At 68.1% G+C, this 22857-nt stretch carries 22 protein-coding genes and 3 pseudogenes; 9 read left to right on the forward strand and 16 right to left on the reverse strand.

What is annotated here, in order from left to right; all coding sequences use genetic code 11:
- Positions 1 to 12 precede the first annotated feature (12 nt).
- From J2S55_RS39320 to J2S55_RS39335, 4 genes are read right to left on the reverse strand one after another with little or no spacing between them, the layout of a single operon-like run.
- Complete coding sequence (locus J2S55_RS39320; protein ID WP_306871735.1) at positions 13 to 2388, reverse strand: bifunctional salicylyl-CoA 5-hydroxylase/oxidoreductase; 2376 nt, start codon at positions 2386 to 2388, stop codon at positions 13 to 15.
- Positions 2385 to 3314, reverse strand: a complete 930-nt coding sequence (locus J2S55_RS39325) for an acyl-CoA thioesterase (RefSeq protein WP_306871737.1) — start codon at positions 3312 to 3314, stop codon at positions 2385 to 2387. Before J2S55_RS39325 ends, J2S55_RS39320 begins: the two co-directional genes overlap by 4 nt.
- 14 nt (positions 3315 to 3328) lie before the next feature.
- Positions 3329 to 3811: a cupin domain-containing protein gene (locus J2S55_RS39330; RefSeq protein ID WP_306871739.1), complete on the reverse strand. Its 483-nt coding sequence runs from the start codon at positions 3809 to 3811 to the stop codon at positions 3329 to 3331.
- A gap of 17 nt (positions 3812 to 3828) precedes the next feature.
- Complete coding sequence (locus tag J2S55_RS39335) at positions 3829 to 4656, reverse strand: fumarylacetoacetate hydrolase family protein (protein ID WP_306871742.1); 828 nt, start codon at positions 4654 to 4656, stop codon at positions 3829 to 3831.
- Positions 4657 to 4769: 113 nt separating this feature from the next.
- Between J2S55_RS39335 and J2S55_RS39340 the strand changes: the two genes are divergently transcribed.
- The 4 genes from J2S55_RS39340 to J2S55_RS39355 all read left to right on the forward strand — a co-directional run bounded on the left by J2S55_RS39340 (position 4770) and on the right by J2S55_RS39355 (position 7415).
- Positions 4770 to 5189: a RidA family protein gene (locus J2S55_RS39340; RefSeq protein ID WP_306871743.1), complete on the forward strand. Its 420-nt coding sequence runs from the start codon at positions 4770 to 4772 to the stop codon at positions 5187 to 5189.
- A 147-nt stretch (positions 5190 to 5336) separates the two neighbouring features.
- The gene (locus tag J2S55_RS39345; RefSeq protein ID WP_306871747.1) at positions 5337 to 6659 is read left to right on the forward strand and encodes a phenylacetate--CoA ligase family protein; all 1323 of its coding nucleotides are present in this window, start codon (positions 5337 to 5339) and stop codon (positions 6657 to 6659) included.
- A 13-nt stretch (positions 6660 to 6672) separates the two neighbouring features.
- Positions 6673 to 6873 (forward strand): hypothetical protein, encoded by a 201-nt coding sequence (locus J2S55_RS39350; RefSeq protein ID WP_306871750.1) that lies wholly within the window; start codon positions 6673 to 6675, stop codon positions 6871 to 6873.
- 188 nt (positions 6874 to 7061) lie between these two features.
- Positions 7062 to 7415 carry a hypothetical protein gene (locus J2S55_RS39355; protein ID WP_306871753.1) on the forward strand — a complete coding sequence of 118 codons (354 nt, stop codon included), beginning with the start codon at positions 7062 to 7064 and terminating at the stop codon, positions 7413 to 7415.
- A 301-nt stretch (positions 7416 to 7716) separates the two neighbouring features.
- On the opposite strand, the gene J2S55_RS39360 is transcribed toward J2S55_RS39355, so the two are convergent.
- Positions 7717 to 8385 carry a TetR/AcrR family transcriptional regulator gene (locus J2S55_RS39360; protein WP_306871756.1) on the reverse strand — a complete coding sequence of 223 codons (669 nt, stop codon included), beginning with the start codon at positions 8383 to 8385 and terminating at the stop codon, positions 7717 to 7719.
- A gap of 112 nt (positions 8386 to 8497) precedes the next feature.
- On the opposite strand from J2S55_RS39360, the gene J2S55_RS39365 reads away from it, so the two are divergent.
- Positions 8498 to 9220 carry an SDR family NAD(P)-dependent oxidoreductase gene (locus J2S55_RS39365; protein ID WP_175592006.1) on the forward strand — a complete coding sequence of 241 codons (723 nt, stop codon included), beginning with the start codon at positions 8498 to 8500 and terminating at the stop codon, positions 9218 to 9220.
- Between the two features lie 193 nt (positions 9221 to 9413).
- Here J2S55_RS39365 and J2S55_RS39370 read toward each other — a convergent pair.
- From J2S55_RS39370 to J2S55_RS39400, 7 genes and pseudogenes are all read right to left on the reverse strand, one after another.
- A pseudogene (locus J2S55_RS39370) lies at positions 9414 to 9539 on the reverse strand (IS5/IS1182 family transposase); the annotation flags it as partial.
- A 48-nt stretch (positions 9540 to 9587) separates the two neighbouring features.
- Positions 9588 to 9815: pseudogene (locus J2S55_RS39375) on the reverse strand (recombinase family protein); the annotation flags it as partial.
- A complete protein-coding gene (locus J2S55_RS39380; protein WP_306871760.1) occupies positions 9776 to 9994 on the reverse strand; it encodes a recombinase family protein in 219 nt (72 codons plus the stop codon). The pseudogene J2S55_RS39375 and the gene J2S55_RS39380, both read right to left, overlap by 40 nt.
- A gap of 196 nt (positions 9995 to 10190) precedes the next feature.
- The gene (locus J2S55_RS39385; RefSeq protein ID WP_306871762.1) at positions 10191 to 11330 is read right to left on the reverse strand and encodes a DUF6183 family protein; all 1140 of its coding nucleotides are present in this window, start codon (positions 11328 to 11330) and stop codon (positions 10191 to 10193) included.
- 80 nt (positions 11331 to 11410) lie between these two features.
- Positions 11411 to 11617, reverse strand: a complete 207-nt coding sequence (locus J2S55_RS39390) for a helix-turn-helix domain-containing protein (protein ID WP_306871765.1) — start codon at positions 11615 to 11617, stop codon at positions 11411 to 11413.
- Positions 11618 to 12009: 392 nt separating this feature from the next.
- Positions 12010 to 12981, reverse strand: a complete 972-nt coding sequence (locus J2S55_RS39395; RefSeq protein WP_306871768.1) for a nuclear transport factor 2 family protein — start codon at positions 12979 to 12981, stop codon at positions 12010 to 12012.
- 357 nt (positions 12982 to 13338) lie between these two features.
- The gene (locus J2S55_RS39400; RefSeq protein ID WP_306871771.1) at positions 13339 to 14601 is read right to left on the reverse strand and encodes a protein kinase domain-containing protein; all 1263 of its coding nucleotides are present in this window, start codon (positions 14599 to 14601) and stop codon (positions 13339 to 13341) included.
- 483 nt (positions 14602 to 15084) lie between these two features.
- Between J2S55_RS39400 and J2S55_RS39405 the strand changes: the two genes are divergently transcribed.
- Positions 15085 to 15750, forward strand: coding sequence for a DUF6882 domain-containing protein (locus J2S55_RS39405; RefSeq protein WP_370879743.1), 666 nt, complete (start codon positions 15085 to 15087; stop codon positions 15748 to 15750).
- 365 nt (positions 15751 to 16115) lie between these two features.
- Positions 16116 to 16613 carry a hypothetical protein gene (locus tag J2S55_RS39410; protein ID WP_306871775.1) on the forward strand — a complete coding sequence of 166 codons (498 nt, stop codon included), beginning with the start codon at positions 16116 to 16118 and terminating at the stop codon, positions 16611 to 16613.
- 376 nt (positions 16614 to 16989) lie between these two features.
- On the opposite strand, the gene J2S55_RS39415 is transcribed toward J2S55_RS39410, so the two are convergent.
- The 3 genes from J2S55_RS39415 to J2S55_RS39425 all read right to left on the reverse strand — a co-directional run bounded on the left by J2S55_RS39415 (position 16990) and on the right by J2S55_RS39425 (position 18882).
- Positions 16990 to 17364: a cytochrome P450 family protein gene (locus tag J2S55_RS39415; RefSeq protein WP_306871777.1), complete on the reverse strand. Its 375-nt coding sequence runs from the start codon at positions 17362 to 17364 to the stop codon at positions 16990 to 16992.
- A gap of 246 nt (positions 17365 to 17610) precedes the next feature.
- Positions 17611 to 18369, reverse strand: a complete 759-nt coding sequence (locus J2S55_RS39420) for an SDR family oxidoreductase (RefSeq protein WP_306871781.1) — start codon at positions 18367 to 18369, stop codon at positions 17611 to 17613.
- A 15-nt stretch (positions 18370 to 18384) separates the two neighbouring features.
- On the reverse strand, positions 18385 to 18882 hold the full coding sequence (locus J2S55_RS39425; protein WP_306871783.1) for a carboxymuconolactone decarboxylase family protein: 498 nt from the start codon (positions 18880 to 18882) through the stop codon (positions 18385 to 18387).
- A 213-nt stretch (positions 18883 to 19095) separates the two neighbouring features.
- Between J2S55_RS39425 and J2S55_RS39430 the strand changes: the two genes are divergently transcribed.
- Positions 19096 to 20034, forward strand: coding sequence for an RNA polymerase sigma-70 factor (locus tag J2S55_RS39430; protein ID WP_306871786.1), 939 nt, complete (start codon positions 19096 to 19098; stop codon positions 20032 to 20034).
- Between the two features lie 280 nt (positions 20035 to 20314).
- Here J2S55_RS39430 and J2S55_RS48675 read toward each other — a convergent pair.
- Positions 20315 to 21384, reverse strand: a pseudogene (locus J2S55_RS48675) (IS630 family transposase).
- Positions 21385 to 21546: 162 nt separating this feature from the next.
- Between J2S55_RS48675 and J2S55_RS39445 the strand changes: the two are divergent.
- On the forward strand, positions 21547 to 22779 hold the full coding sequence (locus J2S55_RS39445; protein WP_306871791.1) for an MFS transporter: 1233 nt from the start codon (positions 21547 to 21549) through the stop codon (positions 22777 to 22779).
- The last annotated feature ends 78 nt before the right edge of the window (positions 22780 to 22857 follow it).

Raw genomic sequence — 22857 nt, forward strand, 5'->3', positions numbered from 1 at the left:
CTCGCGGAGCCGTCACGGGCCCATGGTGACGCGGTCGGGAGTCCATCGCAGATGCACGTTGTCCGTCTCCGGGGCGCGCAGCAACGCCAGGCGCGGTGGGATCTTGTCGGTACGCGAACTGGGCGGCTTGCGGCGGCCGGCGGCGAACTGGTCCGGCCACGGCGCGCCGGGCCCGCCGTACTCCTGCTCGGCGGCGGCCTGAAGCGTCCACTGCGGGTTGTAAAGGTGGCTGCGGCCCAGCGCGCACAGGTCGGCGCGGCCGGCGAGGAGGATCGAGTTGACGTCGTCGTATGACGAGATCGCACCGACCGCGATGACCGCGACACCCGCGGGGCCGGCGACCTCGTGCCGGATCCGGTCGGCGAACGGAGTCTGGTAGGACCGCCCGAAGGCCGGCCTCTCCGCCATGGTCACCTGTCCGGAGGAGACGTCGATGGCGGCGGCGCCGTGCTCGATGAACGCGCGGGCGATCTCCACCGCGTCGTGCTCGGTGTTGCCCTCCGGGGCCCAGTCGGTCGCCGAGATGCGGATCGTCACCGGAATCGGGGCGGGCACCGCCGCACGGACGGCGTCGAACACCTCGAGCGGGAAGCGCAGCCGGTTCTCCAGGGACCCGCCGTATCCGTCGGTGCGGTGGTTGGCGATCGGCGAGAGGAACGAGGAGAGCAGGTAGCCGTGGGCGGCGTGCACCTCGATCAGGTCGAAGCCCGCCTCGACGCCGCGGCGCGCGGCGGCGAGGAAGTCGGCGACGACCTTGTCCATGTCGGCTCGGGTCATCTCACGCGGCATGTGGCAGCCGGATCCATAGGGCAGCGCGGAAGGGCCGGTGACCTCCCAGTTGCCCTCCTCCAGCGGCTCGTCGAGGCCCTCCCACATCAGCTTGGTCGAGCCCTTGCGGCCGGAGTGGCCGAGCTGGAGCCCGATCCTGCCGGTGGTTCGGGTGTGGACGAAGTCGGTGACCTTCCGCCACGAGTCGCGCTGCTCGTCGTTCCACAGCCCGGTGCAGCCCGGCGTGATCCGCCCCTCGGGCGAGACGCAGACCATCTCGGTCATCACCAGGCCTGCGCCGCCGAGCGCCTTGGAGCCGAGGTGGACGAGGTGGAAGTCGCCGGGAAGGCCGTCCACGGCGGAATACATGTCCATCGGCGAGACCACGACGCGGTTCTTCAGCTCCAGCCCGCCGATCCATGCCGGCTGGAACATCGCCGGCGCGACCTGTTCGAGCCCGTTGGCCTTCGCGAATTCCGTCTCGATCAGTTCGGCGAACTCGGCGTCGCGTTCTTTGAGGTTCTCGAACGTGATCCGTCGCGACCGGGTCAGCAGGTTGAAGCAGAACTGCGCGGGCTCCTGGCCGGCGTACATCCCGATGTTCTCGAACCACTCCAGCGACGCCTGCGCCGCACGCTGGGTCGACTCGACGACAGGCCTCCGCTCGGACTGGTAGGCCTCGAGGGATTCGGCCACCGTCGGATGCTCATGCAGGCAGGCGGCCAGCGCAAGCGCGTCCTCCATGGCGAGCTTGGTGCCCGAACCGATGGAGAAGTGCGCGGTGTGGGCGGCGTCGCCCAGGAGCACCACGTTGCCGGCGTACCAGCGCTCGTTGCGGACCGTCGTGAAGTTGATCCACTTGGAGTTGTTCGTCAGCACGGTGTGGCCGCGCAGCTCGTCGGCGAAGATCTCCTTGATCCGCGCGACCGCGTAGTCGTCGGACACCCCGGGCGGGAAGACCTCGCGCTCGGTCGCGTCAAAGCCGGCCCGGCGCCACACGTCCTCGTGCATCTCGACGATGAAGGTCGAGCCGGTGTCGGAGAACGGGTAGCCGTGGATCTGCATGACGCCCCACTCCGTCTGCTTGACGAAGAACTGGAACGCCTCGAAAACCAGATCGGTGCCGAACCAGATGTACTTGTTCCTGCGTACGTCCAGCGACGGCTTGAAGACATCGGCGAATTTGGTCCGGATGGTGGAGTTGAGCCCGTCGGAGGCCAGCACCAGGTCGTACGTTGCGCGCAACTCCTCGACGTCGGGCGCCTCGGCCCGGTACCGGACGGTCACGCCGAGATCGGCGGCCCGCTTCTGCAGGATGTGCAGCAGCTCCTTGCGCCCCATCGCCGCGAAGCCCTGGCCGCCGACGGTGAACGAGGTGGTGTTGAACGTGATGTCGATGTCGGTCCAGCGGGCGAACCGGCTCTCCATCTGCTGGTAGATCACCGTGTCGGCGTTCTCGATGCCGCCAAGGGTCTCGTCGGAGAAGACGACGCCGAAGCCGAAGGTGTCGCCGGGGGCGTTGCGCTCCCAGACGGTGATCTCATGGGTCGGGTCAAGCTGCTTCATCAGCGCGGCGAAGTAGAGTCCGCCGGGGCCGCCGCCCGCGATCGCGATCCTCATGACGGGTTCCTCCCCGAGGTGCGGATCATGCCTTCCTGCACGACGGTGGCCAGATGACAACGGTCGCGGGTGAAGAAGCGGCCGATGCCGAGGCCGCGGCCGCCGTCCGCCGCCGCCGCGTCCTGGACGTAGAGGAGCCAGTCGTCGATCGTCCCGGATGCCAGGGGGCGGTGGAACCACATCGCGTGGTCGAGGCTGGCGGTGACGAGCCCGGGCTCGGCCCAGGGCAGCCCGAGCACGCGCAGGACGGGCTCGAGGATGGTGTAGTCGCAGACGTAGGCGAGCGCGGCGAGGTCACGCTGCTCGTCGGTGAGCCCTTCGACACTGCGCAGAGTGTCGAACGGCTTGACCCAGACGGCCTGGTGCGGCACCTGCTCGCCATCGATGCTCAGGTAGACCGGGCCGGGGACATGGCGCATGTCGAAGCTGCGGCCGGCGGACCAGTAGGCCTTGGACTCCTCGGTCATGGTTCCGCCGCTGCGGCTTTCGAGGTAGGCCGCGGTGCTGGGCAGCTCCTCGGGGCCGGGGAAGCCGGCGGGGAGCTCTGCGGCGAAGGTCCCGCCGGGCTCGCCCGCGGCGAAGCCGGCCAGGCACACGTAGAGCGGCTTGCCGTTCTGGTAGCCGCGGACCTGGCGGGTGCTGTAGCCCCGGCCGTCGCGCAGCAACTCGACCTCATAGCGCACGTCTGCGCCGATGTCGGCGGGGCGCATGAAGTAGCTGTGCATCGAGTGCAGCGTCTTGCCGTCGGTCACCGACCGCATCGCCGCGGCCGCGGCCTGGGCGACCAGGTCGCCGCCGTACGCCTTGGGCCACGGACACGGCTGGGTGACGGCGGTGAACGCGAGATCGAAGTGTTCCGGCTCGGCCTCGGTGAGGGTGATCGCGGCGCAGAAGACCGCCGAGGTCTGCGGCGTCCGTGCCGTCATCGACGTCCCGGCGGTCATCGGCTGAGCCAGCCCGGCAGATCGGTGTCCGGGACGTCGGGCAGGTTGACGACGATGTTCTCCGGCGTGCGGGTCGTCATCCAGGTCAGCGGCCTGTCGCGGTCCAGGTTGCACTCGACGTGGGGCATGAACGGCGGGACGAAGACCCAGTCGCCCTCCTCGAGGTCGACGTAGTCCTCGAACCTGTCGCCGAAGTAGATGCGGGCACGGCCCGAGAGCACGTAGCCGCCGGTCTCGGCCTCGCCGTGGTGGTGCGGGACCGAGCGATAGCCGGCCTCGTTGCCCACCTTGCCGAACCAGAGCTTGGTGGCCGGGGTGTGCTGGATGCTGACGCCGGAGATGCGGGTCGCGCCGTCGGACTGCCCGGTGTCGCCGGCCTCGAGGCCGCCGCGGGTCACCACCGGGACGACCAGGCCACTCTCGGTGGCGTACATCGAGTTGTCGCCCTCAAGGGCGTACTTGCTCAGGTCATGCTCCATGACTGGCTCCTGGATTGTCACTGATGAGCGGGGCCGGCGTGGAAGGCCACGGCGTTGCGCAGCGTGCCGATGCCGGGGATCTCGGTCTCGACGACGTCGCCGTCGACGAGATAGCGGGGCGGTTTGCGACCGGCTCCGACGCCGCCCGGGGTACCGGTCAGCACGACGTCGCCGGGGCGCAGGATGGTGAAGGTGGAGATGTAGGCGAGCAGGTCGGCGGGGTCGAAGACCAGGGTGCGGGTGCTGCCGCGCTGCACCTCCTCACCGTTGACCCGGCAGATGACCTCCACCCCTGCGGCCACGTCCACCTCGTCGGGGGTGACGATCACCGGGCCGATCGGCGTCGACCGATCCCAGGCCTTGCCCTGGAACCACTCGCTGGTGCGGTTCTGCCAGTCGCGCACCGAGACGTCGTTGGCGACGGTGTAACCGGCGATCGCGGCGGCGGCGACGTCCCGGCCGGCCCGCCACAGCGCGGTCCCCACCACGACGGCGAGCTCGGCCTCCCAATCCACCTTGAGACCGGCCGGCAGCTCGATCGGCTCGCCTGGGCCTATCAGCGTGTCGGCGTACTTGGTGAACAGGGTCGGGTAAGCGGGGAGTTCACGCCCCATCTCGAAGATGTGGTCGCCGTAGTTCAGGCCACAGCAGACCACCTTGCCCGGAGACGGCAGGGGCTGGACGGGAACGGCCCCGAGGAGCGGGTCGGTGAGGTCGTCGAGGCGGATCGGCCCGGCGGCCATCAGCGCCGACAGGTCCGGGGCAGGCAGCCGACGCCAGATGCCGTCCTCGTCCAGGGCGGCGGCGGTCGATCCAGCTTCGGTGATCACGGTCGCAAGCCGCATACATACCTCCCAGACTCCCTTAGGTGTCACAGAATATTAACGACCGTCTAGAAAACGCAACATAGATGCGCTTAGATGTGGGGGCGACCACACTCGCGACCGAGGAGGAATCCGTGACCCCCGACGCCATCAACCCCGCTTCCCTGCCGGCGCCGAGCGGTTACTCCCACGGCACGCTGGTGGACAACACTCTGTACCTGGGCGGCCAGACCGCCCTGGACGCCAACATGCAGATCGTTCCCGGAGGGATCGTCGAGCAGTTCCGACAGGCGTTCGGCAACGTGCTGACCACGCTCGCCGCCGCGGGTGGCGTACCTGCGGACCTGGTCAGCATCACGATCTACCTGACCGACATCCCGGACTACCAGGCGCACGGCAAGGAGATCGGCCGAGTCTGGCGCGAGCTGGCCGGTCCGGTCTATCCGGCGATGGCGGGGATCGGCTGCACGGCACTCTGGCAGCCCGAGGCCATGATCGAGATCCTCGGTGTCGCGGTGATTCCCGACGAGCGGCTCAAGCGCCCGGAGTCCTGACCGGGACACGCCAAGCCAACGTCTTACACAATCTCGACGCACGCACTCAAAGAGAAATTAAGACGTAACGTCCCGGATCTAGGGTCAAGGCACCTTTCATTCTTATGATGGCCGTCACGATCGTGACATTCAGGGAAGGATCCCGGTGTGGCCGAGAGCCCGTACTGGAACCCGAAGACGGAGGCGCTCGCCCGGGACGACCTGCGCGCCCTGCAGTTCGCCAAGCTGCGGCGCGTCGTTGAATGGGCCGAGACTCGCAGCCCGTTCTACCGCCGCACGTGGGCGGCGGCCGGGTTCACCGCGGACCAGCTGAAGAGCTGGGACGACTACCAGCGCATCCCGTTTCTCACCCGGGACGAGTGGATGGCGAACCAGGCGGAGCTGCCACCTTACGGCGACCTGCCCGTGACCGGGGCCGCGGGCGCGATTCGCATGCACACCACGAGCGGCACTTCGGGGCGCACGCCACTGCGGGCGCTCGACAGCCGCAAGGACTGGTTCTGGGCGGCCGAGATGTGGTGCTACGCCCTGTGGGGCATCGGGATCCGACCGGCCGATGTCGGCTATCTGGCCTTCGGGTACGGCTCCTTCATCGGTTTCTGGGGCCTGCACAACGGGCTGGAGAAGATCGGGGCGTTGACCGTCCCCGGCGGCGCGCAGACCACCACGCAGCGAGTCAGGCAGATCATCGACTTCGGCTGCACGGTGGTCGCGACCACGCCGACGTACGCGTTCCGGATGGCCCAGGAGGCCCGCGAACTGGGAGTCGACCTTCCGAGCTCGGCCGTACGCACGGTCGTCCTCTCAGGTGAGCCCGCGGGGATGATTCCCGAGACGAAGGCACTCATCGAGGCCGAATGGGGCGCGAAGGCGTTCGACACCGCGGGGATGACCGAGATCTCAACGATCTTCATGTTCGAGCCGGCCGACCAGCCCGGCGGCTGCCACATCATCGAGGACCACTTCATCGAGAAGGTCTACGACCCCGAGACTCTCGAGGAGCTTCCGTACGGGGAGTGGGGTGAGCGCGTCACCACGTCGTTCGGCCGCAGCATCATCCCACTGATCAAGTACCGCACCGCGGACGCGGTCGTGAAGGTACCCCATACGACCGCCGCGAACGGCCGCACCTTCGACCTCTACGAGGGCGGCATTCTCGGTCGCGTGGACGATATGAAGCTGGTGCGCGGCACCAACGTGTATCCGCGGGCGGTCGAGGCGATAGTGCGCGGTTTCCCGATCGAGGAGTTCCAGATCCGGATCGAGAAAGTCGAGATGCGCGATGAGGTCTTCCTGACGGTGGAGCCCGCGCCGTCCCTCGACGACGGCGCATGGGCGGACGTGGAAGGCCGGTTGCAGACCGAACTCGCCGATGCCCATGAAGGCCTGCGCTTCATCATCGAGCGTGCGGCCCCCAACTCACTGCCTCGCTTCGAGCTGAAGGCCAAGCGCCTTCAAGACCTGCGCTGAAGGGTTGATCTCCATGGCTGCCGATCTCCTCAACAGTTCCTTCACCGGCCAGGAGGCCAAGCTCGTCGCCGTCTACGAGGCTCTCAAAGAGCTCGCCGGCGACGACATGCCGCCGTGCGCCGCCAGCAACGTCCGGGTCGCACTCGCGGCGCTCAACGTCGCCGTGATCGATCTTGGCCTGGTGTACGAACACCTCACCGACTACGGCTGCTGAGATCCGTTCTGCCGCGCGCCGGCCTACTGGCGATGCCTCGTCCGCTGATCTTCGCGTCAGGATCTCTACAGGGTGACCACGGATTCCGCCGGGGTAGCTGATCCATTTGAGTTGCGCGAGCGTTTGCCGTGAATCATGGGGTTGAGAAGATATCGCCACCAACGATCTGTCCCCTGCAGGAGCACGGTGTGACGCGGCTACGCGACGCCGCGACGGCGCTGGGACGCGTAGTCGGCGACGTTCAGGAGCAGATCGCCGGGCAGGCCGGGCGTGCGACCGGGGCCGGGGCCGGGGCCGGGCCGGCCACGGCCGCGTCCGGACAGGCCGCGCGGGTGGTGCACGGCGAGAACGGGCAGCTGGCGGACCTGCAGCGGCGGTGCGAGCATCTCGCCTATTGCGGCCAGATCGCCTATGACGCGATCGTCAAGGCCAGATGGCGATTCGTGGCATCCGCGGAGTTCGAGCGGACGGGCCTGACCGGAGCGCTCAACCGGTACCGCCCTCCAGGACTTCCTCGACAGTCTCTGACTGAGCATTTCTGACGCCGCAGCCTGCGGCCCACAGGACGCGAGCGCCAGGTCGGGCCGCGGTGGCCGCAGCGGGCTTGCGCCGGTGTGTGCCCCGGCCACCGAGGACCGACATCCGTGGCCGCGGAATACCGGGGTGTCGGCCACGGACTCTGCGGCTGCCATAGTCTGCGTCGTCTGCTCGCTCGTGGCCTTGCCGGGCGCGGCGGCCAACCGGCCCGTGGCTGCCACCGGCGTGCCGGCCGGCGCGTAGAGGAAGGCGATGCGAAAGCCGCCCACGCACCCGGCGTACCTCACGCCGAGGGGGCCAAGGGGTTCACGGATTCACCGTGAGCCCGCCCAGCACGTCGTACATCTGCTGCGTGGTCAAAGGCGCGACGGGAAGCGGTCCTCGGACGGCCTCCGTACGCAGCCCGTCGAGCAGGAAGGCGACGCCCCGGCGCCACGCGCCGGGCGCGGCGCCGGCGGCTGCGCGAGCGAGCAGAGCGCTGCTGCCGAAGACGAGCAGAAGGTCCTCGCTGGTGAAGTCCGGGCGCAGGGAGCCGGCCCGCTGGGCGCGCTCGATGATCCGGGTGGAGGCGGCCTGCGCCCGGCCGCAGACGGCCATCAGCAGCTCGGCACGCGGATACCGGCCGCTGACCACGTCGGCGACGGCGGGGTCGGTGGCCTGCAGCTCGCAGACCTTCTCGATGTAGTAGGCGAATCCGTCCCAGGCGTCGCCGAAGGACAGGGCGTGCTCGGCGACCTCGTCGAGGCGGCCTGCGGCCAGGTCGGTCACCACCTCGTCGATGAGCGCCTCGCGGGTGCCATAGAGGTTGTACAGGGTGCCGTGACTCACCCCGGCCCGGCGGGCGATCTCTTTCAGCGGCACCTTGAGGCCGCGCTCCTGGAAGAGCTCGGTGGCGGCCGCCCGTAGTTTTTCCGCGTTACGTTGCGCATCGGCCCGCATCCGGTCGTTCCTCCTGGCTGTGGCGTGGGACTCCATGGTCGCATCCTGAGACGCATCCAATTTGACCCGGGGGTCAAGTTGGATGCTACCGTCGTCCAACAAGTTGACCCCAGGGTCAAGAAAGCCGTTCATGTCAAGGAGCACTCCCATGTCCAAAGTGATCGCCGTCTTCGGTGCCGGTACCGGCCTTGGGGTGTCCGTGGCCCGCCGCTTCGGACGCGAAGGTTTCCGGGTCGCACTGGTGGCCCGCCGCAAGGACCGGCTGGACGCCCTCGCCGGGGAGCTCGGCGGCGAAGGCATCGAGGCGGTCGCCTTCTCCGCCGATCTTGCCAAGCCCTCCGAGGTGCCTGCCCTGGTGCAGATGATCCGGGACCGCCTGGGCCGGATCGACGTGGTCGAGTACGGGCCGATCAGCGGTGACACGGGCTTCACCGCCGCCACCGAGCTGGACGCGGCGACCCTGATGGAGCTGTCGCCGCTGCTCCTGTTCACCCCGGTCGAGGTGGTCCGGGCAGTGCTGCCGGAGTGGACCGAGCGCGGTGACGGTGCCTTTCTGCTGACCCAGGGCTACTCGGCGGCGCGGCCGATGCCGTACCTCAGCGGCCTGGGCCCGGTGATGTCCGCCACCCGCAACTACCTGTACTCCCTCAACGCCGAGCTGGCCGGCACGGGCGTCTACGCCGGCACCCTGAGCGTCGCCTCCCTGATCGCCCGGAGCGAGGTGGCCGCCGCGGCGCAGGCCGCCTTCACCGCGGCCGACGGCCCGAAGGTCGGCATCGTCGATCCGGACGACCTGGCCGATCAGTACTGGCGCATGTACACCGAGCGCGACCACGTCGAGCGGTTCTACCCCGACTCGCTCACTGCCTGATCACTGACGTCTCCCGTCCGCGCGTGAAGCGGTCCTGGCATCTGCAGGCATACGGCCCTTGGCTCATGACCTGTTCGACCAGGTCCGTGAACGGGACGATGCCGGTCTTGGCCGAGCAGCGGCCGAAGACGTGGGCGTGGTGGGCGGCCAGGCTGTAAGAGGTCGCGCGGATAGGCGTGCGGTCACGGTCGGCGGTCCGGCGTTCGTCCCAGCGGTGAGTCGTCCATACCTGCCTGATCAGGCTACGCACGGTAATGATCGTGTCGGCGAGGTCGAAGAGTGCGTCGATGACGGTGGTGCGCCGCTCGCGGCCGCGGGCTCGCGCGGCGGCCAGGCCCTCGCGGGTGCCGGCGACGATGAGCTCGCGGATGAACTCGGCCAGCACGGCGAAGACGTGGAAGACCAGGCGCCCGCCCGGGGTGGTGGTGTCGAGGTTCTCATGCAGGGAGGCGAAGCCGATCTCGCAGCGGCGCAGCTCGCCGACCATGGCGATCAGGTCGGCCAGGGACCGGCCGTAGCGATCCAGGGAGGGAACCACCAGGGTGTCGCCGGCGGTCAGGAAGGCGTGGCAGGCCTCCAGCTCGGGCCGCTGCACGGTCTTGCCGGACCTTTTGTGGCGAAGATGCGGCGGCGCCCGGCCGCGCTCAGCGCATCGATCTGGCGCTCCAGCTTCTGTCCGCCGGTGGAGACCCGGGCGTAGCCGATGTGGATCTCGCTGGGGTGGGCCGGTAAGGCGGCCAGCAGGTCGGCAGGCGGCTCCAGGATGCTCGTCACGCCCTCCATCCTCTCAACAAACGGCCTGTGACGGTTGTTGAAGCCTTCAGGTTATTGAAGGGGTTTTTGAAGGCATCCCGGGCCCCCTGGACCCTCTTTTGTCGATTTCCGAAGTCAACTGCACGGATTTCTGAAGTCGTGTGCACAGACGGCTGAGCGCAGAGGCCTCACGGCTTCCTGAGGATCCCGCGCAAGATCAGTCCGTGTCGGTTGCGGCGAGCAAGCGTAGTCGTTGGTTATCCGGAGACAGGGCGGTGATGCCGATGTCCCAGGCGACTTGCTCGAACCATTTCGTGGTCGCTCCGAAGGTGTACCAGCGGGATGTCTGGACTCGCTGTTCGGCGTCGGCGAAGGCCTCCCCGCCCGACGTTCCGGCCAAGCCGCGGAGCGACTGCCATGCGGCCAGCCTGCCGTACGCGCCGTAGAGGCCTTGGTTGTAGGCGCCTCCCGTGGACGCGGCGGCGAACAACACCTGCCAGGCCCGAGAAGGTGGACAGGAAGAAGTCGACAGCGTCATCTTGCGGCCGAGACCAGCGAGACATTCGAGATTCAGCGCGGCGAGCAGGTCGGCGATCGATCCTGCAGGTCCGTCGAGCTCGAATGATCTGGATTCGATCCGGCCGTTCGATTCCTCTGCCCAGTTCGTGACGGCGCTCTCGATGGCCTCGGAAGTCTCGGGTGTGCTGATCTCCCGGACCGGGGGTGGAGCGGCGCCTTTCTCGGAGGTGACCGCTGATCCTTCGTCTGACGGTCCGAAGGGAAGCGAGTGGCTGGAGCCGCGAACGCTGTAGCCGGGAAGCTCGTGTCCCTCTTCTACTGGTGAGCGTCTCAGAGGAAGCCACCGCAAGGGGTGGTGGCTCCAGTGCGGAGACGTGGCCCACTCCGCGATCGCCGGCACATTTTCGATGACCGAGTCCCGGAGGATCAGTTCATGAACGAGGCATGCCCGGAGTTCCTCTAAGCCGCCCCCGCTCCGCAACCCACCGGCGAAGACCTGTGCCAGATCCTCTGCAGAATGGTTGGAGCCAAGGAGTGACGCCAGATACCGCGCCTTCTTGCGGTCTCCTTCTCCGACGACCGCAAGAAGGCGGAGCGTCTGCTCCATGTGCTCACGTCCGGCTGCGACGGTCAGAAGACGCAGAACGGAGTTGAACACGCTTCGGTACTGCCAGATCGGATTGGAGGATGCCCCGAACCGCTTGAAGAGGGCGATTCCAAGATCTGCGACGAACACGGCATCTCCCTGGGTCAGCCTTCGCTCCGCCAGGTCGCGCACACTGTTCACGTCGTCCATGCCCGACAGGGCTTCAACGGTCTGCTTGATCGAGTCGGACATGCTCTGAGCGTACGCGGTTCGCGATCAAGACCAGTCTCCGGCGGTCTCAAAAACCCTCGATTCCGCAACCGCCGCAGCTGTCAGTCGCCGAGGTAGCGGTGCAGCGAAGTCTTGGGGATACCCGTCTTGCCTGCGATGACGCCGAGGGAGTCGCCCTGGGCCTTCAAGAGTCGGGCGTATTCGATCTTGTCTTCGGGGTGGGCGAGAGGTCGGCCGATCTGGCGGTGGTTGGCTTCAGCGACGGCGCGGGCATGGGCGGCGCGTTCGGCGGTGAAGGTGCGTTCCATCTCGGCGAACAGAGCCAGGAGAAGGAATAAATGCGCCTTCCAAGACACACCCACCGCCGTACCAACATCGGACCGTTCAAAGCGCGGGCAGTACCGACGGGGGGCAGACCAAGTACGCCGGAAAGGGCTAACAGGGCTGGTCGGGCGGTGGGGGCGGAAGCCGGGGTTTCGGCTGTGGATGGCCGCGCCCGGCGTGGGGCCGGATTGGCTCCCGCAGCGGTCTGGCTGCGTTGACCTGGTCAGACGCCGTCCCGGGAACCGGACAGAGTTGACAGAGTTGTAGTCCTGTCCGATGTGCCCGCCGCCGTTGCCCCTTTCTCCCGTACTTGGTCTGCCCCCCTACAAGGCTTCCCCCAAACTGGGGATCACCTCGCGGGCGGAGCCGGCCGCGCTCACCTGAGCAGGCCGTACAGCTGGTTGATCCTGGTCTGGTCGGCGATCAGCGGCAGCTGGTCGAAGGACAGCTGCCACCGCGTCGAGACGCCACCCTTGTCCGCGATGCGCTCGATGATGCCGAAGCTCATCGGCTCGCTCTGCCCCTTCGGCAGGACCGTGCCGTACCACTCCACGTACGTCGCACCGTGCACCCGCACGGCCTGGCCTGGCTGCAGCTTCACGTCGCTGACCTGGTCGAAGAAGGCCGCCAGGTAAGCCCGCTTGCCCTCGCCTGTCTGCAGCTCGCGCTCGCCCAGCCCGGGGGCCGACAGCGGAGCGCCGCTGAGGTGCGCCGTGAGGACCTCGGCGTCCTCGCTGTTCCACGCCTGCGCCCGGGCGGCGAGCTCGTCGGGGCCCATGACCGGTCGCCTTCCCTCCTCGGGCAGACCGCTGTCGGCGACGTCACCGAACAGATCGGGCAGGCTCGGGTCGAGCGGGGAGAACCACAGATGACGGTCGTAGTACCGGCGGCCCTGGATCACCTTGCCGCCATCGGTCAGCAGGACCCGGTACACCGCCGGATAGGTGATCTTGTGGCCTTTGAGCGTGGCCTCGTTGACCGCCTCGAACATCACCGCCGGACCGTTCACGGCGACGCGCGTGCCGCGGAAGCGGAAGTCCGGCACCAGGGCCAGCGACCCCGCGATCGACGTCCTGATCGTGTCCAGACCCTGCATCAGCGGCGCGCCGGCCTTGCCCGGCTCCCAGAGCGTCGCGTTGGCGTCCCACATGTCCACGTAGGCCTGCACCCGGTTCTCCGTGGTCACCTTGCCGAACCTGATCTGCTTGTCGATGAACGTGCAGGCGTTGGGCGACACCCATCCCTTGATGCTCGACACCTCCTCGCGCGCGTCCGCGCAACCGTCCTTTGCCTGCGCCGGGCTCGCCATCACGCTCAACGCCAACGCCGCAACGACCAGAACCTTCATCTCCGCCTCCTTCGGGGGCGCTGTGCCCCGAACTGAAACTACGAAGATCGGCCCGATGGGCGAATCTGTCATCGTGACGGTAGTCGCAGGCTCAACGGCCTCCCCCCAGAGGCATTCAACGCCACGGTTGATCTGCGGGAACGGGCTTGGCCTGCGTTTTCGTTCCGCCGCACTCCGAACCCCCGACTCAGTCCTGGCTGATCAGGTCGGTCAGGCCGCTCAGCATGCCGAGCAGGATGTCGACGTTGCCGGCCCTCCGCTCGGGTCGACGTCACCAGGGGCAAAGTAGCTGTGAGTCGGGTGCCACCGGAATACGGCAGAAACGGGCCGCAGGCTTGATCATCGATCGGAATCACTTCACAGTTGCCACAACCGCACGGTGCCGTCACTGCTGCCGCTGGCCAGGAGCTTGCCGTCGGGGCTGAAGGCCACCGCGGAGACCCCGCGGCCGGTGTGGCCGGCGAGGGGCTGGCCGCGGAGGGTGGCGGTCTCTTCCCGGGTGAAGGTGTAGTAGGCGGCCGGCAGGGCGGCGGCCAGACCTGCGACACCCAGCCCGGTGAGCAGGCGGCGGCGGGACAGAACCCGGTGCGGCGCGGCAGCGACGTGCTCTCGCGGTGCGGATGCGGGCGCGGACCGATCCCCGAGACCGGGAGAGCCGGGTGCGTGGAGGGCCGACGCCTGGGGCGCCAGTGCAGGGGGCGCCGGGTCGACAGGTGGGGAGACGTGAAGCCGGGTAGCCGGTGCGGTTGCGGGGGGCGGGGCCGGCGCAGGCGCCTGGGCGGTGGGGGCGGCTAAGCCGGTTTCGATGGCCTGGCGCATCGCCGCGGCATCCCGGTGGCGCTGGTGAGGGTCTTTGGCCAGCGCGGTCGCCAGCATCTGGTCCCAGAAGGGGGCCAGGACCGGGTTCAGCTGTGAAGGCGGCAGCGGGGCCTTGTGCAGGTGCCCGAAGAGCACGACGGCGGGTGAGTCCCCGGTGAAGGGCGGGCGACCGGTGAGCATCTCGTACAACACGCATCCGGTGGAGTACAGATCCGAGCGGGCGTCGGTGGGCCTGCCGTCGGCCTGCTCGGGCGACATGTAGGACGGGGTGCCGATCCGCATCCCGGTGGCGGTCAGCCGGGTGGCCGTCTCCGACATGAGCTTGGCGATCCCGAAGTCCATCACCTTCACCCGCACCCGGCCGCCGGCGCGGTGGACCATGATGTTGGCGGGTTTGATGTCGCGGTGCACCACCTCCCGCCCGTGGCTGTGCTCCAACGCCTCCAGGACGGCCGCCACGATCCGCCCGGCCTCCGCGGCGGTGGGCGGCGCCTGGCGCAGCAGATCGGCCAGTGTTCCGCCCTCCACCAGCTCCATCACCAGATACGGAACCGGATCCCCGCCATCGGTGCTCTCTCCGATGTCGTAGACGGTCGCGATGTGGGGATGCGACAAGCCCGCCGCCGCCCGCGCCTCCCGGCGGAACCGGGCCCGGAAGTCCTCATCGCGCAGCATCTGCGCGGGCAGCACCTTGACCGCCACGATCCGCTCCAGCTCCCGGTCACGCGCCCGGTACACCACCCCCATACCGCCGCGCCCCAACGGCTCCAGCAGCTCATACCGCCCTGACAGCGCCCTCACCACAACACCCCAACCTCTCCACCCCCCTCTGATCCACATCAAACTACGGGCAAGAGCGCAGGCCGGCGTCTCGGCCACCTCGGCGACTCCGCCGCCTACGCAGCACTCGCATAACGCTGACCAGCAGCTGTGCCACCCCGTGGCCCGTTTCTGCCGTATTCCGGTGGCACCCCTGGTTCGCCGGCCTTGGCCCGTAACTCCGGTTTATCTACCAACTTGCTCCGCGCAGTGACGTGTCACCCGCCCGTCGGCGGATCGGCGTTCATCCGGCAGGGGGACGACCCGGTGGCGTGGTGACGGCATCATGTGACTTCTCTCCGCGGTGGCCCTTCCTCTGCTTTTCGGCGGGCGAAAGCGTCAACGACGTCGGCCGGTTCTCGATCGGGATCCGATCGCGACTGGTCACGGCGGAAAACATGGTCATCGGCCCAAGCGATGATCGCTACCCCTCAGCCCTGCTGACCCCACGGGAAAGGCCAGCTTTTGAACAACCTGCTTCAACACCTCTCACGTCATGTCGCCTCATCCATGGCACGCCAGTTGTCCCTGATGGACCTGCTCGGCGATCGAGGTTGGTTCGTGGACACAGACGCCGGAATGATCATGTTCGGTGAGGACCTCAGATTCCCGATCCAGCTTCTGGGCACGGAGGGTGAGCGCGCCCAGACTTGGCTCTGGGCGTGGGCGAACACGCAAAGCGGTTTCCCGCCGGGTCTCCTGCGCGCGGCCAACTGGTTGCGAGAGTACGGGCGCCAGCACCACATCCCGGAGCTGACCGAAGGGACCATGCCTCTCGACCGTGTCGACGGGCATCTCCTCTCCCTGCTGGCGGCGGGCCTGACCGGACACTGCTACTACCGTGGCCCCTACTCGGGCGGGGCTGTTTTTCTGCTTCTGGAGAGCGTGCCGGATGTGGTATTGGCGCCCGTGCGGCCGGAACGTGTCGTCTCCGTCCTGGGGCAGGTCATCTCGACGTACGAACTCGAGCATCGAACAGTGGTCGAAAGCTTCCTGGGCCAGCAGGGATGGCACGTCGAAACGACGGCGACAGCCATTACCGGCCGGCATTTCAGCGGATCAGATCTACGTGCGGAGTTTGACGGTCAGGGGCGGATCGCCGACCTGCAGAGCACGCTCCGAGCCGGCTGAGCTCACACGGCTCTCCGTTTCCTGGGTTGGGCGGCCCCGGAGAGGGGTCTCGGTAGCAATGGAGCAGAATCCAACGAACCTGCTGCTGACCTGCGGGTGGAGACCGCAGATCAGGCGACAGGGTAGAAGCTGGGTTTCGGCTGTGGACGGCCGTACCCGGCGTGGGGCCGGATTGACTCCTGTAGCGGTCTCGCCGCGCTGACCTGGGCAGACGACATCACGGGAACGGGACAGTACGGAAAATCTGTCCGGTTGGCCAAAGTTGCTCGCCGGTATCGCCAATGGCTGTCCCGCTGTTCCTCGACTCCGGATTCAGCCGGGCGTGGTGACAGCGTGAGCCGTGGGCATCCCGACATGCTGAGGGGATGAGACGCCGCAGCGCCCAACCGCCTGCTCCACCAAGGAACTATGCCGGCGCGATCTACGGCGCGCTCCTCGCCGCCTCAGTCATCGCCACAGCAGGAACGCTGGGCCCATTTCCACGGCTGCAGCTCGTGATCATGTTGCTCGTCACTGGACTGGTCTTCTGGGCCACCCACGTCTACGCCCTCCTCGTCGGCGAGCGGCTGGCCCATCATGAGTTGTCCTGGAAGCAGATCCGCCGTGCGGCCGGCCACGAGTGGCCGATCGCCGAAGCCGCACTCCCACCGGCCGCCGCCGTGGCAGTGAGTCCTTTCCTGGGGCTCGAATCTGGCGGCACCGCGTGGCTGGGGCTCGCCGTCGCCCTCGTTGAACAGGCCGGCTGGGCCACCGCGGCCATCGTCAGAGCCGGCGCCCCCCGCCGGGTGGTCGCAACCACCGGTGTCGTCAACCTCCTCCTCGGGCTGATCATTGTGGCCGCGAAGGCCGCCATCCAGCACTGAGCCGAGCGATCAACCACCCCTTCCCGGCGGTTGACGGTCAGATCGTGGCGCGGCGCAGCATCAGCGGTACCAGCAAGAACGCCATGCCCGCGACCAGGAAGGCGCCGGCCCCGACGGCGCCCACTGCTCCACCGGCCAACGCGGCCAACGGCGGGACGACGGGCTGCGCCACGCCCCACGACGACCCTTGGAAGGCGAACCAGCGCGGCCGATCGGATTCCGGTGCGGCGCCGCCTCTGAGGTGGATACCAGACAGTGCCCTCGCACTGTCCGGTACAGGGCTCGGGGTCGCCTCCGGCCTGCGGTCAGTTCTCCCCCGCCGGGACGCCGTCTGCTTCCTCTCAGATCAGGCGGCCCGTCCCCTCCGGCGTCACCTTCACGCGCCACCTGTCCGGCCAGGAATGAGGCGCCGCACCGTGAACTCCGGGGTGAGCATCCGCCGCAACCGCGTGTGCTCCGGCGGGTCGAACCCGATCAGCTGTCCGGCCTGCATCTTGGCCAGCTCGTCCGCGTTCATCTGCCCGGATCCCGGGAACGGCGTCAGGGCACTGCTGAACCGGGCCGGATCCGACAGCACCTGGTGAACGTCCTCGTGGCGGCAGACCAGGTACGCGGGCAGACCGAACGGCGTCTCTACCCGGACCACCCCCTCGCCGTCGCGGGCCCGGGCCAGTGCCTCGACGGGGTTGAACCCGTTCCGCCGCAGGTGCAGCGGCAATTTCGGCGTTTGCGTCATCATCTGTCCGTTCATCTGGTGATCGTGTGGGATCGTCAGGTGCGGGACTCGGCCAGCAGGTCGATGAGGACGAGTGCGGTTGTTGTGTCGATAGTGGTGACGGGCATGAGTGAGCCCCTTTCCGGGATGCGGTGATGAGTCCAGGCGTCGAACTGAGCCCCCGAACGCCGCTGGCGAGCGAAGTTCGGAGGAAGGCTTGCTCTCGGAGCTCCGGGCCGTGGAGCTCCGAGAGAAAGGTGAGGCCGTGGTCATTCGGCCGGCTCAGGGTTGGATGTCGAGCCACTCCTGGAAAGTGGGGCCGGCGAGCTTGGCGTGCGGGCTGGGCAGGAAGCCGCCCTTGGCGGCGATCTCGGCATCGGGCATGCCGGAGCCGTCGACACCGACGACCTTGATGCCCCGGCGGGCGCCGAGGAGTGCGGCCGCCTCGGCCAGGGTCTCCTTGTGGGGTCCGGCGATCTCGGGGATCGGCGTTCCTGGAGCGGGCTGGGCGGGGTCGAGGGCCAGGTCGACCAGTTCCTCCGCCACGGTGCGGCAGGCCACGAGCTGGCTGGGCAGGGCCGGCATGTAGGCGACGTCGCCCTGCTGCCAGTCCAGGAGCTGACCGACGAATTCGTGGAACTGCGCGGCCCGCAGGATACGGACGGCGAGCGGGCCGGACAGGAGCAGTTCCTCGTGCGCCTTCTTGGCGGTGAGGAAACCGGTGGTGGCGTTGTCGACGCCGATGATGGACGCCACGGTGATCCGGGCGACCCCGGCCTTCTGCCCGTACTCGTGCAGATTGCGGGCCGACGTGCGGAAGAACTCCGTCGCCGCCTCCTGCTCGGAGGCGTGCCACGAGGCGACGTCGATGATGACATCCACCTCGGTGAGCGCCTCGGCCAAGCCCTCACCGGTGATGATGTCCACGCCGGTGGCTCGGGACATCGGCACGACCTGGTACCCCCGTTCAGCCAGGACGTCCACGGCGTGGCGTCCCAGCCGCCCGGTCGCTCCTGCCACCGCGACCTTGGTGATGCTCATGCTTTGTTCCCTTTCCTACTCGCTGTAGTTCTGGCCGGGGGGCATGCCGGGGATCGGCTTGGCGATGAGCGCGGCGGGGGTGAAGAAGCCGATGTGGGCGATCGCCATGATGAGCGTCCACATCGCCTTGTCGTCGTAGTGCGAGGACGCCTTGGCGTACAGCTCGTCGGGGACGCGCTCCCCGGACGGGTTATGGGTGAGGACGGCCTCCACCAGCTCCAGCGCGACCCGTTCGGCGTCGGTGAAGCAGGTGGCGTCCCGCCAGGTCGTCACGGCGGTGATGCGCTCCTCCGATTCCCCTGCCTGGCGGAGGTTGCCGGTTTCCCGGATGGTGAAGTACGTGCTGCCGAGCATCTGCCCGGCGCGCAGCTGCAGCAGATGGACGGTGACCAGCGGGATCGAGCCGTTTTTGATGACCTTGTGCAAACCTCCGGCGACTTCTGCCATCTCGGGGACGAACGGGAGGGGGTTGGGCATGCGCGAGCGGAGGTCGCTCGTCGTGGGTGCAGACATGGTGAGGCTTCCCTTCTCAAACTCAACTCGTGGTGTCGCGTGCCGCACGGATCGTTCGCGCGGCGTCCTGACGACCATGAGACGTCGGCTATCCGCCCCCCGTAACAGCGCCTGACATGTGATGTGGACCACTGATCGCAGGTGTTACAAAACGGTCCGCAGCAGCGTCTCGTGCGTGTGGTAGAGCTAAGTGCGGACAGGCAGGGGCCAGGCATGAGTGAGCGCAGCGGACGAACGACGGGCACACCGGGGCCGCTCGACCGTGCCGACCGCGGGGACCCCGCCACCGAGGCGTTCGTCGCCCATCGCAACCTGCTGTTCACCGTCGCCTACGAGATGCTCGGCTCCGCCGCCGACGCCGAAGACGTCCTACAGGAGACATGGCTGCGATGGGCCGGCATCGACCTTGACAGCGTTCGGGAGGAGCGTGCCTACCTGGTGCGGATCGTCACAAGGCAGGCGCTGGACCGGCTGCGTACGCTCGGCCGGCGTAAGGAGTCCTACGTCGGACCGTGGCTGCCCGAGCCGTTGCTGACCGCGCCTGATGTCGCCGAGGACGTGGAGTTGGCAGACAGCGTCTCCATGGCGATGCTGCTGGTGCTGGAGACGCTCCAGCCGATCGAGCGGGCGGTGTTCGTGCTCCGCGAGGTGTTCGATCTGGATTACGACGAGATCGCCGAGGCCGTCGACAAGAGCCCGTCCGCGGTCCGTCAGCTCGCCTATCGGGCACGGGCACACGTCGCCGCGCGCCGGCCACGCGGCACCGGCTCCCCGGCCGAGCACCGAGCCGCCCTCCAAGCTTTCCAACGAGCGGTAGAAACCGGCGAGCTGCAGAGCCTGCTCGACATCCTCGCGCCGGACGTCGTCGCCCTGAGCGACGGCGGCGGTGTTAAGCATGCCCTGCTGCGGCCCATCGTGGGGGCTGACAACGTTGCTCGCCTGCTGGCCATCGGCTGGTGGAAGCGCGACGCGGAAAGGTCCGTCGAGCTGGTGCAGATCAATGGCGGCCCGGGGCTGCTCGTCCGCGTCAACGGCGAGATCGACGGCGTGGTGGCGGTGCGAGTGGAGAACGGCTACGTCACCGGCGCCTACCACGTGCGCAATCCCGAGAAGCTGTCCCGTATTGACCAGCAGACCGCCGTGAGCCGCTGAGAACCGGTCAGTAGACCTGTCACCCGAGGAATCCTGGACGCGCAGATCTTCGCGCACGGTCGCGGCCGGTGTGGTCGCGGCCATACGTCTGACATCTCGGGCGTCCTCTGTCCGAGCAGGGGTCCCGGTAGTATCGGCGAGACTTTCAACGGATATGCAGGTCAGAGCTTCCTTAAAGACCTTCGGGAACAACTTGGAAGGCGGGCCGCTGACCTGCATATCCGTTGTTTTCTGTGTCGTTACTACTGGGACCCCGCTTACTGAGTTTTAATATGTGAAGTTACAGCGACGTGAGGACCAGGCCGGTCCCGGCCAGGCAACCGTCGATCAGATGCGGCCGGTACTGGATCTTCTTCAGTCCTCGCTTGACCACTCGCACCAGCTCATCCAGGCCACTCACCGCGAGGTTGGCCGGCCCGCCGCGATTCAGCAGCGACCAGACGCCCTCTGTCGGGTGGAGATCGGGCGCATACGCCGGTAGCTGGACGACCCGCAGCCAGTCGGCGCTCTCGGCGATGAACCGGCGTATTTCCGCGCAGGTATGCCGATTCAGGTTGTCCCAGATCAGCACGGTCGGCGCGCTGAGTTGCCGGTGTGCCAGGAGAATCAGGTCGCGGTAGTCGGCCCAGGTGAAGCTCGCCTTCTCATCCTTGCGCCGCCGATGGACATGCACCCGCTACAGCAGCCGGGAACGCTCACCGGGCCGGTAGCAGGTCAGCGCGGCCACCGAGATGCGGCCCGCGCGCCGCCCCGGCACGTGCGCCACCGGCGGGGCGCCGCGCGGGGCCCGGCTCCGCGCGATCGGTGCTCTCAGCGTCCGGCCGCACTCGTCTTCGAAGCAGACCCAGGCATCCAGGTCCGCCGCGGCCTTTCCACGGCCGGCCACACCTCCGTCTTCCACACCACGATCGCGCCCTCATCGCGCTCGATGGCCCGGCGCGCCGGAACCTGGCATGACCAGCCGTGCCGCCGCAGCAGCTTCCACACCCCGGGCAAGGAGTAGCTCAGGTGGAACATCCGGCCGATCACCTTCCGGATGCGGGCCAGGGTCCAGTACTGGTCGTTCCAGCCGTGCGCGGCCGGGCCGCGCAGCAGCGCGGCCTCCAGTCGGGCGAAGCGCGCCTCATCCAGCACCGGCAGCGAGGCCGGGCCCTTGGAGGCCGGCGCCGCATCCCCGCCGCGGGCCCAGGCGCGGCGCCAGCGGTTGGCCGACATCCGGCTGACCCGCAGTTCCTTGGCCACCTGGGCGTCGCTGTAGTCCCGGGCGAACAGTTCGGCCGCGCGCAGCCGTACCTGTTCGCGCTTGGCTCGTTGTCCGGCGGTCAGCCCGCCGCCTTGCGCGTACCGCATGTTCTGGGCGTACCACGACAACCCGGCGTGGTCACATGATCGCTTAACACCACGAATTAAAGATCAGTAATCGCCGAAAATCCAACGGATATACCCCTGCTCCGATGATGCCGCTCGCTGAAATTTCGCAGAGCGCCACAACACACCCCTAGGGTCGATCAGATGCCCCCCGCTTTCCGTCGTTACGTCACCGCCGACGGCTTCAGCCAGTTCGGCACCCAGGTCACGCGCGTGGCCCTCCCACTGGTCGCGCTGCTGGTGCTCGACGCGGGCCCGTTCGAGATCGGCCTGCTCAGCGCCGCCGAGATGATCGGTTTCCTCCTCTTCGGGCTGCCCGCCGGCGTGTGGGTCGACCGGTTGCGCAGGAAGCCCATCCTGGTGACGGCCGACGTGCTGCGCGCGGTGTCCCTGGCCTCCATCCCGATCGCCGCGCTGTTCGACGCGCTCACGCTGGCGCAGCTCTACGCGGTCGCCGTGATCGTCAGCATCGGCACGGCCTTCTTCGACGTCGCCCACCTGAGCTTCCTGCCCTCCATCGTGACCAAGGAGCAGCTGCCCAAGAGCATGGGGACCCTGGAGTCCGTACGCAGCCTCGCCGGGCTCTTCGGCCCCGGGCTCGGCGGCTGGCTCGTGCAGGCGCTCACGGCGCCCATCGCCATCGTGGCCGACGCGGTGAGCTACATGATCTCCGCCACCCTGCTGGCGACCGTCAAGGCCAAGGAGACTCCCTCCGGGGGGCGCGTGAGCCTCATGGAGGGCCTGCGCTACGTGCTCGGCCACCCCATCCTGCGCCTGATCGGCCTCGGCGGCGCCATGAACATGTTCATCAACGGCATCTGGGCCATCGTCCAGCCGTTGTACCTGGTCGACGAGCTGGGCGTGAGCGCGACGGCCTACGGCCTGATGATCTCGGGCGCGGGGGCCGGCGGCCTGCTCGGCGCGCTCCTCGCGCCACGCGTGATCGCCCGCTTCGGTCACGGCCCCACGATGTGGGGCACAGCCGTCCTCATGCTGCCGCTCAACGTGCTCGTCGCCTTCACCGGACCCGGCTGGCGGCTCGCCCTCTACCCGATCGGCATGGCACTCGTCTTCCTGGCCGGGGTGATGTTCAACGTCGCCCAGGGCAGTTACCGCCAGGCGATCTGCCCAGAGGCCCTGCGCGGCAGGATGAACGCCAGCCTCCGCTTCCTCATGTGGGGTTCGCTGCCGCTCGGCGGTGTCATCGGCGGGCTGCTGGGCGAGGCCGTCACCGTTCACCAGCTCCTGTGGATCGCCTGCCTCGGCACCGCGGCGGCCCACCTACCCTTCGTGCTGGCTCCCGCCGTACGAAAGCTCAAGATCACGGACGACAGCGGCCGTGAGGACGCCGACGCCAAGGAGGACAGCCGCGCGTAGGTCGTCGGGGTGCGGAAAATCCAACGGATATCGCTTCGCCAGCGTCGAAGTGGAGCATCCGGCGAGGTCAGCGGCACC

Origin of the sequence: Streptosporangium brasiliense (genome assembly GCF_030811595.1) — a bacterium.
In the GTDB taxonomy this organism is placed as follows: domain Bacteria; phylum Actinomycetota; class Actinomycetes; order Streptosporangiales; family Streptosporangiaceae; genus Streptosporangium; species Streptosporangium brasiliense.

Coding starts and splice junctions, on each gene's coding strand:
- J2S55_RS39390 (WP_306871765.1), bottom strand. CDS start 11,617: ATGGAACGCACCTTCACCGCCGAACGCGCCGCCCATGCCCGCGCCGTC.
- J2S55_RS39325 (WP_306871737.1), bottom strand. CDS start 3,314: ATGACGGCACGGACGCCGCAGACCTCGGCGGTCTTCTGCGCCGCGATC.
- J2S55_RS39385 (WP_306871762.1), bottom strand. CDS start 11,330: ATGTCCGACTCGATCAAGCAGACCGTTGAAGCCCTGTCGGGCATGGAC.
- J2S55_RS39360 (WP_306871756.1), bottom strand. CDS start 8,385: ATGGAGTCCCACGCCACAGCCAGGAGGAACGACCGGATGCGGGCCGAT.
- J2S55_RS39350 (WP_306871750.1), top strand. CDS start 6,673: ATGGCTGCCGATCTCCTCAACAGTTCCTTCACCGGCCAGGAGGCCAAG.
- J2S55_RS39415 (WP_306871777.1), bottom strand. CDS start 17,364: ATGAACGGACAGATGATGACGCAAACGCCGAAATTGCCGCTGCACCTG.
- J2S55_RS39395 (WP_306871768.1), bottom strand. CDS start 12,981: ATGAAGGTTCTGGTCGTTGCGGCGTTGGCGTTGAGCGTGATGGCGAGC.
- J2S55_RS39430 (WP_306871786.1), top strand. CDS start 19,096: ATGAGTGAGCGCAGCGGACGAACGACGGGCACACCGGGGCCGCTCGAC.
- J2S55_RS39445 (WP_306871791.1), top strand. CDS start 21,547: ATGCCCCCCGCTTTCCGTCGTTACGTCACCGCCGACGGCTTCAGCCAG.
- J2S55_RS39365 (WP_175592006.1), top strand. CDS start 8,498: ATGTCCAAAGTGATCGCCGTCTTCGGTGCCGGTACCGGCCTTGGGGTG.
- J2S55_RS39330 (WP_306871739.1), bottom strand. CDS start 3,811: ATGGAGCATGACCTGAGCAAGTACGCCCTTGAGGGCGACAACTCGATG.
- J2S55_RS39410 (WP_306871775.1), top strand. CDS start 16,116: ATGAGACGCCGCAGCGCCCAACCGCCTGCTCCACCAAGGAACTATGCC.
- J2S55_RS39420 (WP_306871781.1), bottom strand. CDS start 18,369: ATGAGCATCACCAAGGTCGCGGTGGCAGGAGCGACCGGGCGGCTGGGA.
- J2S55_RS39335 (WP_306871742.1), bottom strand. CDS start 4,656: ATGCGGCTTGCGACCGTGATCACCGAAGCTGGATCGACCGCCGCCGCC.
- J2S55_RS39320 (WP_306871735.1), bottom strand. CDS start 2,388: ATGAGGATCGCGATCGCGGGCGGCGGCCCCGGCGGACTCTACTTCGCC.
- J2S55_RS39425 (WP_306871783.1), bottom strand. CDS start 18,882: ATGTCTGCACCCACGACGAGCGACCTCCGCTCGCGCATGCCCAACCCC.